General features: G+C 65.7%; 11 protein-coding genes. 6 read left to right on the forward strand and 5 right to left on the reverse strand.

Going from position 1 to position 13,917, the window contains the following annotated elements:
• Positions 1-520 (reverse strand): transposase (locus tag BN1233_RS01120; protein WP_046861669.1); only part of this gene is annotated, 520 nt, incomplete at its 3' end.
• 310 nt (positions 521-830) lie between these two features.
• Between BN1233_RS01120 and BN1233_RS01125 the strand changes: the two genes are divergently transcribed.
• Both BN1233_RS01125 and BN1233_RS01130 read left to right on the forward strand, forming a co-directional pair.
• Entirely contained in the window at positions 831-2,165 is a 1,335-nt protein-coding gene (locus BN1233_RS01125) for a chloride channel protein (protein ID WP_046861670.1), read from the forward strand.
• A 151-nt stretch (positions 2,166-2,316) separates the two neighbouring features.
• The gene (locus BN1233_RS01130) at positions 2,317-2,499 is read left to right on the forward strand and encodes a hypothetical protein (protein ID WP_046861671.1); all 183 of its coding nucleotides are present in this window, start codon (positions 2,317-2,319) and stop codon (positions 2,497-2,499) included.
• A gap of 537 nt (positions 2,500-3,036) precedes the next feature.
• Here the strand turns inward: BN1233_RS01130 and BN1233_RS01135 are convergent.
• From BN1233_RS01135 to BN1233_RS01150, 4 genes are all read right to left on the reverse strand, one after another.
• Complete coding sequence (locus BN1233_RS01135; protein WP_046861672.1) at positions 3,037-3,747, reverse strand: L,D-transpeptidase; 711 nt, start codon at positions 3,745-3,747, stop codon at positions 3,037-3,039.
• Between the two features lie 540 nt (positions 3,748-4,287).
• On the reverse strand, positions 4,288-4,659 hold the full coding sequence (locus BN1233_RS01140) for a hypothetical protein (RefSeq protein ID WP_046861673.1): 372 nt from the start codon (positions 4,657-4,659) through the stop codon (positions 4,288-4,290).
• A 149-nt stretch (positions 4,660-4,808) separates the two neighbouring features.
• Positions 4,809-5,993 carry a DUF2336 domain-containing protein gene (locus BN1233_RS42560; RefSeq protein ID WP_048708932.1) on the reverse strand — a complete coding sequence of 395 codons (1,185 nt, stop codon included), beginning with the start codon at positions 5,991-5,993 and terminating at the stop codon, positions 4,809-4,811.
• A gap of 568 nt (positions 5,994-6,561) precedes the next feature.
• A complete protein-coding gene (locus BN1233_RS01150; RefSeq protein ID WP_046861674.1) occupies positions 6,562-7,662 on the reverse strand; it encodes a DUF2336 domain-containing protein in 1,101 nt (366 codons plus the stop codon).
• 410 nt (positions 7,663-8,072) lie between these two features.
• Here BN1233_RS01150 and rimP point away from each other — a divergent pair, with 410 nt between their 5' ends.
• From rimP to infB, 4 genes are read left to right on the forward strand one after another with little or no spacing between them, the layout of a single operon-like run.
• Complete coding sequence (gene rimP, locus BN1233_RS01155; protein WP_046861675.1) at positions 8,073-8,702, forward strand: ribosome maturation factor RimP; 630 nt, start codon at positions 8,073-8,075, stop codon at positions 8,700-8,702.
• 11 nt (positions 8,703-8,713) lie between these two features.
• Positions 8,714-10,321 (forward strand): transcription termination factor NusA, encoded by a 1,608-nt coding sequence (nusA, locus tag BN1233_RS01160; RefSeq protein WP_046861676.1) that lies wholly within the window; start codon positions 8,714-8,716, stop codon positions 10,319-10,321.
• 29 nt (positions 10,322-10,350) lie between these two features.
• Positions 10,351-11,031: an RNA-binding protein gene (locus tag BN1233_RS01165; RefSeq protein WP_046861677.1), complete on the forward strand. Its 681-nt coding sequence runs from the start codon at positions 10,351-10,353 to the stop codon at positions 11,029-11,031.
• Positions 11,024-13,837, forward strand: coding sequence for a translation initiation factor IF-2 (gene infB, locus BN1233_RS01170; RefSeq protein WP_046861678.1), 2,814 nt, complete (start codon positions 11,024-11,026; stop codon positions 13,835-13,837). The genes BN1233_RS01165 and infB overlap by 8 nt, the downstream gene beginning before the upstream one ends.
• The last annotated feature ends 80 nt before the right edge of the window (positions 13,838-13,917 follow it).

Consider the following 13,917-nt stretch of genomic DNA (forward strand, 5'->3'; position numbering starts at 1 on the left):
CGATGCTGGCTTCCACCTGCTCGATGCGCTTGGCCACCTTGGCGATCGTGAAATTCTGATCGCGGTTGTTGACCGCCTTGACCTTGGAGCCGTCGAGGGCAACCACCGCCCGGGTGAACAGGTTGAGCTTTCGGCACAGCACCACGAACTGCGCGCAAGCCGCACGAATGGCCGGTCCGTTGTCGCGGCGGAAGTCGGCGACAGTCTTGAAGTCCGGCATCAAGCGGCCGGTCAGCCACATCAGCTCGATGTTGCGCTGGCTCTCGCGTTCAGGTCGCCGACTTGAAGGAATGCGGTTGAGATAGCCGTAGATGTAGATCTTGAGCAGGGTTGCGGGATGATAGGCCGGCCGTCCCGTGGCCCCTGGCACCACGCCGGCAAAGCCCAGGGCAGCCAGATCCAACTCGTCAACGAAAGCCTCAATGATGCGGACAGGATTGTCTGGCGCAACATAGTCGTCCAGACACGGGGGCAGCAACATCGCCTGCCGGCGATCCTCACCTTCAACGAAACGCTTCATCCTGCCCTCCGCTGATCAAGGTCAGCTTAGCAGATCAAAGCGTTTCCACACAGGCTCGACCCGGTGCAGACCTTCCCGGGAGCCCGGATGTGGTCCCCACATTAGAGGTGAGCGCCTCTCGGCCATAGCGGCGGAGCAGGCCTCCACGGCGGCCGGTTCGCCGCATGTGAAACCAATCGGGCGCGATGCGGCGCACTTAGCCGAAAAAATCCACAGCTATGATCCCGTGTGCTGGTGCATTCGATACGGCAGGACTAAAGCCGGGTCGATCGGCGCCCCGGCATGGTAGGTCGCAGGACCCGGATTGCAGATGTGGACCTCACCCCGATGGCGGCCCTACCGCACCGCCTGGCTCTCGTCCCGCCTGTGGAAGCGCAGGCTGATCCTGCTCGCCGGAGCGGTGATGATCGGCCTCGCGGCTACGGTCTTCGCGGGCCTGTCCGACCTGGCGCAACACATCTTCCGCCGCTACGCGACCGTCTGGCCGTGGGCGCCTCTCGTGGTGACGCCGATCGGCTTCGCGCTCATGGCCTATGCGACCCAGCGTTGGTTCGACGGCGCGCAGGGCAGCGGCATTCCCCAGGTCATCGCGGCCCGGCGCAGCCATAACCACCGCCACCGTGCCGCACTTCTCAGCGCGCGGGTCACCATCGGCAAGATCATCCTGACTCTGCTCGGATTTCTCGCCGGCGCATCGATCGGCCGTGAGGGCCCGACGGTTCAGGTCGGCGCCGCCATCATGTTCGCGGCGGCGGGGCTCGGTGGTATCGGACGTCAGCGCGGCCTCGTGCTGGCGGGGGCGGCGGCCGGGGTCGCGGCCGCCTTCAACGCGCCGCTCGCGGGCGTGCTGTTCGCCATCGAGGAATTGGCGAAGGCCTTCGAGCGCCGCATGACGGCGCTGATCACCGGCTCGGTCGTGCTCGCCGGCCTGACGAGCCTCGCCATCCTCGGCAACTACAGCTATTTCGGCGCAGTCGCGACGAGTCCGACCCGCCCCCTCGACTGGCTTGCCGTCCCCATCTGCGCCACGGTCGGCGGCGTGTTCGGGGGTCTGTTCAGCCGCGGCGTCGCGGCCGTGCAGGCGAGCCGGAATCCGCTCCTCGCCGGGAGAAACCGCGTCCTGTTCGCGGCTGCCTGCGGCCTCGTGGTGGCCGTCCTGGCGCTGGCGACGAACCTCTACGCGGCCGGGACCGGCTATGCGGAAACGAGAGCTTTCGTCGAGACGGGCGCCGCGCTGCCCTGGTGGTACGCGCCGGCGAAGCTCGTCACCACCCTGCTCTCCTCAGTCAGCGGCATTCCGGGTGGGCTGTTCTCGCCGTCGCTCTCGGTCGGAGCAGGTTTCGGCTCACTCGCCACCGCCGTACTACCGGGCACCGATCCGCGACTCATCGCCGTACTGGCGATGGTCGGCTATTTCGCTGCGGTGGTGCAGTCGCCCCTCACCGCCTTCGTGATCGTCATGGAGATGACGAGCGACAACCGCATGGTGATTCCACTCATGGCGACCGCGCTCCTCGCCGCCGGCCTGTCGCGGCTCATCGCGCGCGAACCCCTCTACCACGCCCTGTCGTACCGGTTCGACGCACCAGTTGCACGCCCGCAGCGGACAGATACCGACCAAGCTTCCCACTTGGCGGCTCGATAGCATTGAAATGGGCTTCCGGCAGCGCGCCCGGCGCCCGGACGCGTGCTCCCGCCGGCCACGAGTCGCAATGCCCAACGCCTCGAGGGGCACGTAGAACCACCCAATCTCTCCTGTGTTGTCGGTCAGGGACAGCGTTGAAGAGGTCTCCGCTATGATCGAGCGCACCGCTGTTCTCGTGCGCGAAAAGCTCCACCTCGTCAGCTTGCATCAGCTCTCGCGCCGGGCCTGGCTCGCCGTGGGCGACTACCAAGGCGAGCGGATCGAGACCAAAGGCACCAGCGAGCAATCCGCGCTCCAGCACTGGTGCGAGATGGCGCGCCACAACAGGGCCTAGCCGTCAAAGCGAGAACAGCAAGGAGGCTCCGCTGCATCGATCCCCGCTCGCCGACCTCATCCATTGGGCCACCCGGTTTGGCTACCGGCGCGGGAGGACGGTAGGTGTCGAGTTCGCTGGCCCGATCGTGGCCCCATTCCCTCGCCGGTGTGTCGGCTCATGGCACACCAGGGCGTTGGCTCGAGGGCAGCAATCGTCGCGTAACCAGACCTTCCGACGGGCCAGAATACGCACCGTTCGTGTTTTTGAGCTCCTACCGTGCACAGATGCGCTATGGATCAGGCCATGGCGAGCTGAAACACCGCCTAGCCGACGCCGAGAGCAGGAACGCCCATCTCCAGACCCCTGCCGACTCTACAGCACCCTCTTCAACAGTCTGGATGTTGGCGTCGCCAACCTGGAGTCTTGCGTGACGAGAAAGGTTGCGTCGTCGACCTTCCACGGATCGCCACCTGCACAATCGCTCAGACTCGAAGCATGGGCCCCTTGTTTGCGCTGCCCGCACCGGCAGCGCCTGGACCGGGGCTGGCGCCGTTGCTATGCCGGCAGGACGACTACCTTCGTCTTGACCGGCGTTCGTGCGTACAGGTGCATCATGTCCTGAGTTAGGAGGCCGACGCAGCCGCTCGTGATGCCTGTGCCGATCGATTCGGCGTCGCTGCTGGCGTAGATCGTGTAGAGCGTGTAAGCGCCGTTCTGATAGAGATAAAGCGTGCGGGCGCCGAGCGGATTGTCGAGGCCGCCCGGCATGCCGCGGGCGTATTTGGCCGCCTCGGGCTGGCGCCGGATCATCTCCTTGGGCGGGGTCCAGGTCGCCCATTCGGCCTTGCGCCCGACATAAGCGTCACCACTCCACCGAAACCCGTCGCGGCCGACATTGGCACCATAGCGGGTGGCGGATCCGTCGTCCTCAATGCGGTAAACGTAGTAATTGCCGGGGTCGACGATAATCGTACCGGGCGCCTCTTTGGTATCGTAGCGAACTGTCCGGCGATAATATTTCGGATCGACCTTACTGACATCGACCGCCGGGATCGGGAATTTCTCATCGGGCACCGGCCCGTAGACCTGCGCCGCCTCGGCGAGGCTCATGCCGTCGGATGTCGCGCAACCGGCCAGCCCCAGCGCGCCGACACCAACGACCGAGCCGAACAGAAACGACCGGCGGTTGAGGAGCCCCGCCCGACGCCCGAGCAAAACTGCCTCGTCTGTCTCTCCAGCATCGGCATTCCCACCGTCCATGGTCATGATTTGGCCGTTTCCTATGTCCTACTGCCCGACGAGAAAATACTCCGGCATATACCCGCTGAACGTCTTGCCAAGCTGAGATTGCCGTCACACGGCCCGATTGGCAAGCTCGGGCCTTCGCTGCGCGGAGCTTGCCATGCACCAAGGCCGGTACCGTCCACGCGGTCTCGCAATCTCACTTCGCGTGGCGCTCGGCGTAGCCCCATCTGATAGCCCTCGAAGCCGAGCCAATCGGCCTGATCGCCACCATCCTGATGCGCGTCAAGGCACTCGCGTTGTAGATCTGACCCGCGGGTGGTCATCGACCCAATCTATTGATTGCGGGGGACGTGCTGGGTCGGCTCGATTCCGACCAATGCTAGCGCATCGTTCGACGCGGAAGTACGCCGTCGGCACAAGCCACGGGGACAGCTCGAGGCGACTGAACGAAGCCGTCGTAGCGACCAAGGATTGCCGTTGAGTCTCGGCACAGATCGGGCGGCTGTAGCAGTCGATAGAGTATTGGATGGAGCCCGCAGGGGCGATGCGCAGAAGCGTGCGTCAACCCGAGAGAGCGATCCCGTCATAGCCGACAATGTCAGCGAAGATTGCGAGAACCACCCCGACCGCAACGAGGATGAGACCGATCATGAAGATGCGGACTGCTCGATTGTAGCGTGTGAGGATGAGCGACGTGACTGACAACAGGCTCGCGAGAGCCTTGATCTGAAACGCAATACCGAGCGTGATCGCCGCAACAGCGAACAGATCGGCGTTCGACCATTCTCCCGGAGCGGCAGCCCAGCGGCTCAGGAAGCCGAGGGAGAAACCGGCGACGACTCCGATCGCGGTGAGCGAGCCGTTTCGGAACGTCGCATCGATGGTGGTGCGCTGCGAACCGGGCTCGTCGGTGTTCGGCCTTTCCTCGGCCATGTGAGATCTCGCCCCTCGCCAGCCTCGGGCGGGCCCGATGGTTCGGCTGCGCCGGCATGCATCTCGAACGACGCCCCGGGCGCCGCTCCATCCTACTCGAAACGTGGCGATGTGGGGCCGTGGGCGGATTGCCCAAAGGAAGTATCTTCTTATCCGTTCGGGGTACGATTGAATCGGACCAGGCGCGCCGGGTCTTGTGGGTACGGAGGAACCGGCTGGCCGCCCGGTGACATGCGATTCCGTGCCGTGGGCGGGGGCGCGACGGTGCCGTCGCGCCGCAGGAAGGTCATGACGGCCTCGGCCGTTTCCCGGGAGAGATCGCTGTAACGGTCTGCGGTTTGCTTGCGCAGATGCGGTCGCATGGCATCCGGATTCTGCAAGTCCAGCAGCGCTTCGAGCGTGTCGAAGGACCAATTCATCGCCCGCGCAACGACCAGGAGAAGCTGCGATCCCGGAACGCTGAAGAGCCGCTCGACGGCATCGAGCGGCAGTCTCGCGCACGATGCAATGGCGCAGATCGTCTCCTCTGCGCGTACCGCTTGTGCGAAGCCCCGGACGTCCGCTTCGTCGATGGGGCGGCCGAGTTCGATGGCGCCGATCGTGTCGAGGGCATCCGAATAATCGAGGGTACCGGCGATGATCGCGCGCAGCCGGCGCGTGCTTCGCTCGAGGGCCTGCTCGAGGAGCACTTGCTTGTCGGCCGGCACGGCCGGAGCGAGATTCCGCCACGCACCGGCATGAGCGAGATCGAAGAGGCGTAGCACCTGCGCCCCCGGGAGATCGGCGCGCTGCGCAAGAAGCCCCCGAAGGTCACCATCGCCGAAGGCCTGCTCGATCAGGATGGCAGCGCCTCGTGGGGAGATTCGCGCCGTGCGGTTTGCAGCCAGGGTCTGGAGAACCGGCAGATCTCCTCGCGTTGCCAGCACGTCGGATACCGGTGCGGAAAGCCTGTGACGTCCTGCGATCACTCTCATGTGCTCCGCACCCTTCGAAATCGCCACACCGATCAGATCCGAATCGGTCAGGCGTTGCGACAATTCCAGAAGCGGACGCGCGACATCGATCTCGTCGTGAACGAGTGTACGGACGAGCTCGATCGGCGCGCGGGGAATCGGCGCCAAGCGCCGTGCGAGTTCCGCGCGGGCGCGAGCCTCGATTGCACGCGTGAGTCGGACGAGCACGACATCGAAGATGTCGATCTGCTCGTCCGTCAGGACATCGATATCCCCGAGGAGCAGTCCGGTAACGCGATGGAGCGTCGTCTCGCGACGAGCTCCGTTGCCCTGCCCGATCGCGTGCTCGAGATCCTCCAACAAGTCGTCGACGCTTGCCATGAATCTCGCTCCTGAGTGGTGGGTTGACGTTCAGGAAGTACCCGCGAGCCGCGAAGGAAAGTTTTGCGAGATACGCAGCATTCGATTCGTATTGTCGGTGTCGCAGGGGGCGCGCCCTCACAGGATTGAAATATCAGGGATATGGATGCGCCGGATTCTGCGAAGGGATGAGGTCACACCGGTGTTGCCCCCGTCGTCATGGCGGGTGGAGTGAAGCCATCCAGCGGCACATTGGTCAAAGGGTAGATTGCTTCGCCTGCGGCTCGCAAGGACGGAGGTGCGGCGGAAGCGGTAGTGCATCACGCCTGCGGCTCGCCATGACGGCAGTAGGTCCGGCGCTACTCCGCTTCCGGCGATGCTCCTCGCGCTCTCACACCCTCTTCGTCATTGCGAACGAAGTGAAGCAATCTACCCGTCGACGGATGGTTCGCCTCGCCGCCGGCTCGCAATGACGGAGAGTGCGGCGGAAGGGGCAATGCGCACCGCCTGCGGCTCGCCGTCATCGACAAGGCAGCACAACGAGCCGGGCACCGTACCTGCGGCTCGCGATTGTGCGCGGTCGCGACCGTCAGGCTGCGTCGTATCCTGCCGCGCGTTCGCGGGCGACGGTGAAGCGGACGACTCTCTGTGCGGTGGCGACCGATAGCTTTTGAAACGCCTCGAACGCACCGCGCAGCATGTCAGCGGAAGGTGGCTCGCCGTTCTTGGCCGTCAGTAGAGCCTTGAACGTACCCCAGCCGAACCGCAGCGAGCGCACGATGAACAGGAGCGGATCGTAATGCGGTGAACGATAGGCGCGATCGACGAACTGCACCGGAACCGAAGCGAGATGCGCGAGGGCCGCGAGCGCGGCATCGGTGCGGCCGCTGCGCACCCAGTTGAGGACCTCTTCCTCACCGATCGGACCGGCATTCGCCCGCGCATCGACGGTTCGCTGCGCTTCTTCGAAAGGCTCGTAGGCAATGGCGTTCCGGCCGGTATTGAGAGCGCTGGCCGCTCCCGCGACGGCAGCCTGCACCACGCTCGCCGCATCGTCGCCAAGCTCGTTCTGCAGACTGCGGCGAACGCGTTCCTGCGCGATCTCGATGAAGCGCTGCATCTGCCGCGGGGGAATGTCGCGGCGAAGCTGCAGCTTGTCCTGGAGCTCGATGTCCGCCCGCGACTTATCGATGAGCTGTTCGAACCCGTCCTCGGAGAAATGCGCGCCTTCGTTGCCGGCAACGCTCCGGACGACGATCTGGTCGCCGCGATTGACGAGAACGTCGGTCACCCGTTCGCTCAGCGTGTTGCGTTTCGAAATGGCAAGCAGATGCTCCTGCCCGCGGGCCCGGGCGATCATGACGAGATCGTCCTCGTCGAGGCGATTCGAATGTTCGAGAACGGGACGCGCAATGCGGGAATCGAGATCGAAGGCGAGCGAGCGCACGACCTTGCGCGGCGCCTTTCCGACCGCGCTGAGCCTCTCCGACAGCTCCTGGCGGGCGCGGTGCTCGAGGTCCCGCGAGAGCCTCAGGATGACCTCATCGAACACCTCGACGTGATCCTCCTGAAGCTGCTCCTCCTGCTCGAGAAACAGGTTCGTGAGACGCCGAAGCGTATCCTGCCGCCGTGCCGGATCCCGACTCGCGATCGCTTGCTCGACCTCGGTCACGAAGGACAGCATGGACATGTACAGCTCAGCTCCGGCTACCAGGTGAGTGATCCCGCTCGCAGACCCGGAGGCATCAAGGCCGGGCGGCAGGCGTCGGATCGATGATCTTCGACACGCTCGGCAGCGAAACCGGGGACCACTTCCGCTGCCTGCCGCAACCGTAGCGGGCAAGCGTCAATGAATTCTTGAGTTGTTCCATCGGGTTGAATGGAGCTGACCCGGACCGGCCGAGAGCAGTCCGGATCTGCCTGGCGGCCGTTCCCGCAGATCGCTGCCCGGACGAGAAAGTGTTGGAGATCTTGCATTCGGGGGCTCGACACCCTATACCTTGCTGGTCAGCTCCGGTCGCAGTGTCTGCTGCAGTTCGAGAGTGGGCCCCCCGGGGTCCGCTCTTTTTTGTTGTCCGACGCCGGAGCCGGATGATGGCGATGGCGAACGAGCATCAAGAAGAGCGACTGATCACCGAGACCGGCGTTTCCGCGCGGGTTGCGGCCATCGTCGAGCCGGTCCTCGAGGATCTCGGCTTCCGGCTCGTGCGTGTGAGGGTGACGGGTGCGAATGGCTGCACGGTCCAGATCATGGCCGAGCGGCCCGATGGCACGATGTCAGTCGACGAATGCGAGGCGGTGAGCCGGGCGGTCTCGCCGGTCCTGGATCTCGAGGATCCGATCGAGCGCGCCTATTATCTCGAGGTCTCATCGCCGGGAATCGACCGGCCGCTCGTGCGTGCGAGCGATTTCGAGCGCTGGGCCGGATACGAGGCCAAGATCGAGCTTTCGCTCGGGTTGTCCGGCCGCAAGCGCTTCCGGGGCATCATCCGGGCCGTCGCGGACGGCAAGGTGAGCCTCGAGCTTCCGGATGCCCCGGAAGGGACGGACCCGATGGTTCTTCTCCCGCTCGACGATCTCGCGGATGCCCGCCTCGTGCTGACGGACGAATTGATCCGGGAATCCCTGCGACGCGGCACTGCGCCGACCGCCGAGGCACCGGAAACCGATGAAACAGACGAACCTGCGCCGGAGCGCCCCGGACGGGCCGCCGCGCGGAAGAAGACGTGAGGAGTGATCCTATGGCTGTCAGCGCCAACAGACTCGAACTTTTGCAGATCGCGGATGCGGTGGCCCGCGAGAAGGTCATCGACAAGCAGATCGTGCTCGACGCAATGGCGGACGCCATCGCCAAGGCCGCGCGGTCGCGCTACGGAGCGGAAACCGACGTTCACGCGGAAATCAATTCGAAGACGGGCGAGCTGCGGCTGTCGCGCCATCTTCTCGTGGTCGACGACGCGGCGGTCGAGAACGACTCACGGGAAATCCCGCTTTCGGATGCCCGCAAGCGCAACCCGGCGGCCCAGATCGGCGACGCGATTTCCGAGACCCTGCCGCCCTTCGATTTCGGCCGGATCGCGGCCCAGTCGGCCAAGCAGGTCATCGTGCAGAAGGTGCGCGACGCCGAGCGCGACCGTCAGTACCAGGAATACAAGGACCGGATCGGCGAGATCGTGAACGGCGTGGTCAAGCGCGTCGAATACGGCAACGTGATCGTGGATCTCGGCCGCGGCGAGGCGATCGTCCGCCGCGACGAGTTGATCCCTCGCGAGACGTTCCGCCCCGGAGACCGGATCCGCGCCTATCTGTTCGACGTCCGTCGCGAAGTCCGCGGCCCGCAGATCTTCCTGTCCCGGACGCATCCGCAGTTCATGGCCAAGCTGTTCGGTTCGGAAGTCCCGGAAATCTACGACGGGATCGTCGAGGTGAAGGCCGTCGCCCGCGACCCGGGCTCCCGCGCCAAGATCGCCGTGACGTCCCGGGATTCCTCCATCGATCCGGTCGGCGCCTGCGTGGGCATGCGCGGTTCGCGCGTCCAGGCCGTTGTCGGCGAGCTGCAGGGCGAGAAGATCGACATCATTCCGTGGTCGGTCGACCAGGCCACGTTCATCGTGAATGCGCTCCAGCCCGCCGAGGTCGTGAAGGTCGTTCTCGATGAAGAGGCGGATCGGATCGAGGTGGTCGTTCCCGATGATCAGCTTTCGCTGGCGATCGGCCGCCGCGGCCAGAACGTGCGCTTGGCCTCGCAGCTGACCGGCTGGGACATCGACATCCTCACCGAAGCCGAGGAATCCGAGCGGCGCCAGAAGGAGTTCATCGAGCGGACCGAGCTGTTCATGAATGCGCTCGACGTCGACGAGGTCGTCGGCCAGCTGCTCGCGTCGGAGGGTTTCCGCTCCATCGAGGAACTGGCCTTCGTGGAGGCATCCGAACTCTCCTCGATCGAAGGATTCGACGACGATACGGCCGCGGAGATCCAGGATCGGTCGCGCGAATACCTCGCTCGGGTCGAGGCCGAGCAGGAGGCACGCCGCCGCGAGCTCGGCGTGGCCGACGAGCTCAAGGAGGTCGAGGGTGTCACGACCGCCATGCTCGTTGCCCTGGGCGAGAATGAGATCCGCACCCTGGAGGATCTCGCGGGATGTGCCACCGACGACCTCGTCGGCTGGACGGAAGGACGCGGCCCTGAAGCGGTGCGGCACGCAGGGGCTCTCGACGGCTTCGAGCTGTCCCGGTCGGATGCCGAGGCCATGATCATGGCCTCGCGTGTGAAGGCCGGCTGGATCGAGGCCTCTGCCCCCACCGAGGAAACGGCCGAAGAAGCCGAGACCGAAGCGCAGCCGTCGTGATCGGCGCGTGAGATGCGGAGAGAGATCCTTTGGCGCGGCACGAACCGGAGCGCACATGCATCGTGACGCGGGCGACGCGGCCGCCCGCGGAACTCATCCGATTCGTGCTCGGGCCTGATCGCGAGGTCGTCCCGGATCTCAAGCACCGCCTCCCCGGCCGCGGGGTCTGGGTGACGGCCCGGGCAACGATGGTCGACGAGGCGGTCAAGCGAAGGTTGTTCTCACGCGCGTTCAAGGCCGAAGCGAAAGCCGAACCGGGGCTCTCCGCGAAGATCGAGGAGTTGCTGCGCACCGAGCTTCGTCAGGCGCTCGCCCTGGCCAACAAGGCTGGAATGGTGGTGACCGGATTCACGAAAGTGGAGTCGGCCATCCTTGAAAAGCCCCTCGCCGCCCTCATTCATGCCGCAGAAGCGAGCGAGGATGGGCGACGAAAGCTCGCGGCACAGTTGCGGAAGCGGTCTGCCGCTGCGATATCAGGCCTACCGGTCGTCCAGGCCTTATCCGGTCTCGAATTGGATTTGGCATTGGGCCGGTCACATGTGATACATGCTGCCCTCGTCGCAGGCGCCGGGAGCGACGGCTTTCTGAAGAGTTGGCATCGATACCGCTCATATAGTAGCGGCCTCGACGCTGAGCGGGCTGGTCTCGAAGGCGAGGCCGGTCGACCCGACGATTTGATCGAACCCGCAGGATCTGAGCGGAATGAATGATACGAAGACCCCGGGCGACAAGACGCTCCATGTGTCGCCCAAGACGCTGTCGCTGAAGCGCCCTGTCGAACAAGGTGTCGTTCGGCAGAGCTTCTCCCATGGCCGCTCGAAGGCGGTCGTGGTCGAGACGGTGAAGCGTCGCGTCGTCGGCCCCGGTTCCGCAAGGGACGAGAAGGGTACGGCTTCCGCCGCGCCAGCGGCCCCCGCGGCGCCCTCACCTTCCGCACCGACCCAGTCTCGTGCTGCCCCAGGCGCGGCGCGTCCTTCAGGATCGGCACGTCCCTCCGGATCGGCATCGGCCCGGTCCGGGGTCGTGCTCCGCACGCTCTCCGAGCAGGAGCGGGACGCGAGACTCAACGCCCTGGCGGATTCCAGGCGCCGCGAGGAGGAGGACCGTCACCGCCAGGAGGAAGAGGCCCGTCGCCGCGCCGAGCGTGAGGAGGCCGAGGCGCGCGAGCGTGCCGCAGCCGAAGCGCGCAAACGCGAGGACGAAGAGCGTCGCCGCCAGGAGGAAGAGCACAAGCGGCGTGCAGAGGAAGAGGCGCGCCGCCGGCTCGGTGAGGAGGCCGCACCACCGCGTCCAACCTCCAGCTCCTCGCCGCGCACGACCTCTGGTGCTTCGCCGCGCCCGGCCTCTGGTCCCTCACCCCGTTCGACGGGGCCGCGTCCTGGTGACGCGCGCCGGCCGCCCAGTCTTAACCACATGGCGCGTCCTGCGCCGGCCGCTCCGGCTGCTTCGGCCACTTCGGCCGAGCAATCGAAGCCCGCATCGCGCCCGACCGCTCCCGCTGCGGCGCGCGCTGCCGGTGCGGAGGAGGAGGAGGCGCCTCGCGTGATTCGGCGCCCCGGCGTCGCCGCGAAGCCCGTTCCGGTGCCGAAGGTCCCGAAGGCTGCACCCGGCGAGGACAAGCGTCGCGGCCGTCTGACGGTCACGAACGCCCTGGCGGGCGACGACGAGCGCACACGCTCCGTCGCTGCGTTCCGCCGCCGCATGCAGAGGCTCACCGGGCACCGGCAGGTCGAGCAAAAGGAGAAGATCGCCCGCGAGGTGATCGTTCCGGAGACGATCACGATCCAGGAACTCGCGAACCGCATGGCGGAACGCGCGGTCGACGTCATCAAATACCTGATGAAGCAGGGCCAGATGCACAAGATCACGGACGTGATCGATGCCGACACGGCTCAGCTGATCGCGGAGGAACTCGGCCACACCGTGAAGCGTGTCGCGGAGGCGGACGTCGAGGAAGGTCTGTTCGACACTCCTGACGACGACGAAAGCCTTCTCCTGCCGCGGCCGCCCGTCGTGACCATCATGGGCCACGTCGACCACGGCAAGACCTCCCTGCTCGACGCGATCCGTAAGACGAATGTCGTCTCCGGCGAAGCCGGCGGGATCACGCAGCATATCGGCGCTTATCAGGTGACGTCGCCGACCGGCGGCAAGATCGCCTTCATCGACACGCCAGGCCACGCTGCCTTCTCGGCGATGCGGGCTCGCGGCGCCAAGGTCACGGATATCGTGGTGCTGGTGGTCGCCGCTGATGACGGGGTGATGCCGCAGACCGTCGAAGCGATCTCGCACGCCAAGGCTGCGCGCGTTCCGATCATCGTCGCGATCAACAAGATCGACAAACCGGAGGCGAATCCGCAGCGCGTGCGGACGGAGCTCCTCAGCCACGACATCGTCGTGGAATCCATGGGTGGCGACACCCTTGAATTCGAGGTTTCGGCAAAGACCGGTGCGGGGCTCGAGGAGTTGCTCGAGGGCTTGTCCCTGCAGGCGGAAATCCTCGACCTTCGCGCCAATCCCGATCGCTCCGCCGAGGGCACGGTCATCGAGGCGAAGCTCGATCGGGGTCGTGGGCCCGTCGCAACGGTCCTGGTGCAGCTCGGAACCTTGCATACGGGTGACATCGTCGTCGCCGGCGCCGAATGGGGCCGCGTCCGTGCGCTCGTGAGCGACGTCGGCGCTACGGTCAAGGAAGCTGGGCCATCGATGCCCGTCGAGGTTCTCGGTTTCAACGGCACTCCGGAGGCCGGTGACCGCGTCGGCGTGGTCGAGTCCGAAGCCCGTGCCCGCGAGATCACTGAATATCGCGCCCGCCAGAAGCGGGAGCGGCAGGCGGCCCGGGCCGGCGTCGGCGGACGCTCATTGGCGGACATGATGCGCGACCTCAAGGAAGGGGCCGGCCGCAAGGAGTTCCCGCTCGTCATCAAGGGCGACGTCCAGGGCTCCGTCGAGGCGATCGTCTCCGCTCTCGAGAAGGTCGGCAACGAGGAAGTGGCGGCGCGCGTGCTCCATGCGGGCGTCGGCGGCATCACCGAGTCCGACATCACCCTGGCGGAAGCATCGCACGCCGTGGTCATCGGCTTCAACGTGCGCGCCCACAAGGAAGCGCGCGAGGCAGCAGAGCGGACGGGCACCGAAATTCGCTACTACAACATCATCTACAACCTCGTGGATGACGTGAAGCAGGCGATGTCGGGACTTCTCGCACCGACTCTCCGGGAAGAGCGGCTCGGCGAGGCACAGATCCTCGAGGTGTTCAACGTCTCGAAGGTCGGGAAGGTGGCCGGCTGCCGCGTTCTCGACGGCGTCGTCCAGCGTGGTGCGCATGTGCGCCTCATCCGCGACAACGTGGTCATTCACGAAGGCCGGCTCTCGCAGCTCAAGCGCTTCAAGGATGATGCCCGCGAGGTTACGGCCGGCATGGAATGCGGCATGTCCTTCGAGGCCTATCAGGACCTGCGTGTCGGCGACGTGATCGAGTGCTATCGCGTCGAAGAGGTTCGGCGCAGCCTCTGATCAACCAATCCTCCTCCGGCGGAGCACACTCCACCGGAGGAAACGCACCGATCCCCGCCCGCCCCGCGGACGGGGCGTCA

Origin of the sequence: Microvirga massiliensis, from assembly GCF_001006805.1 — a bacterium.
GTDB classification, from domain to species: Bacteria; Pseudomonadota; Alphaproteobacteria; order Rhizobiales; family Beijerinckiaceae; genus Microvirga; species Microvirga massiliensis.

Bases quoted from the DNA above. Each gene is read 5' to 3' on its own strand.
- BN1233_RS01125 (WP_046861670.1), top strand. From the start codon at position 831: ATGTGGACCTCACCCCGATGGCGGCCCTACCGCACCGCCTGGCTCTCG.
- BN1233_RS01130 (WP_046861671.1), top strand. From the start codon at position 2,317: ATGATCGAGCGCACCGCTGTTCTCGTGCGCGAAAAGCTCCACCTCGTC.
- BN1233_RS01135 (WP_046861672.1), bottom strand. From the start codon at position 3,747: ATGACCATGGACGGTGGGAATGCCGATGCTGGAGAGACAGACGAGGCA.
- BN1233_RS01140 (WP_046861673.1), bottom strand. From the start codon at position 4,659: ATGGCCGAGGAAAGGCCGAACACCGACGAGCCCGGTTCGCAGCGCACC.
- BN1233_RS42560 (WP_048708932.1), bottom strand. From the start codon at position 5,993: ATGGCAAGCGTCGACGACTTGTTGGAGGATCTCGAGCACGCGATCGGG.
- BN1233_RS01150 (WP_046861674.1), bottom strand. From the start codon at position 7,662: ATGTCCATGCTGTCCTTCGTGACCGAGGTCGAGCAAGCGATCGCGAGT.
- rimP (WP_046861675.1), top strand. From the start codon at position 8,073: ATGGCGAACGAGCATCAAGAAGAGCGACTGATCACCGAGACCGGCGTT.
- nusA (WP_046861676.1), top strand. From the start codon at position 8,714: ATGGCTGTCAGCGCCAACAGACTCGAACTTTTGCAGATCGCGGATGCG.
- infB (WP_046861678.1), top strand. From the start codon at position 11,024: ATGAATGATACGAAGACCCCGGGCGACAAGACGCTCCATGTGTCGCCC.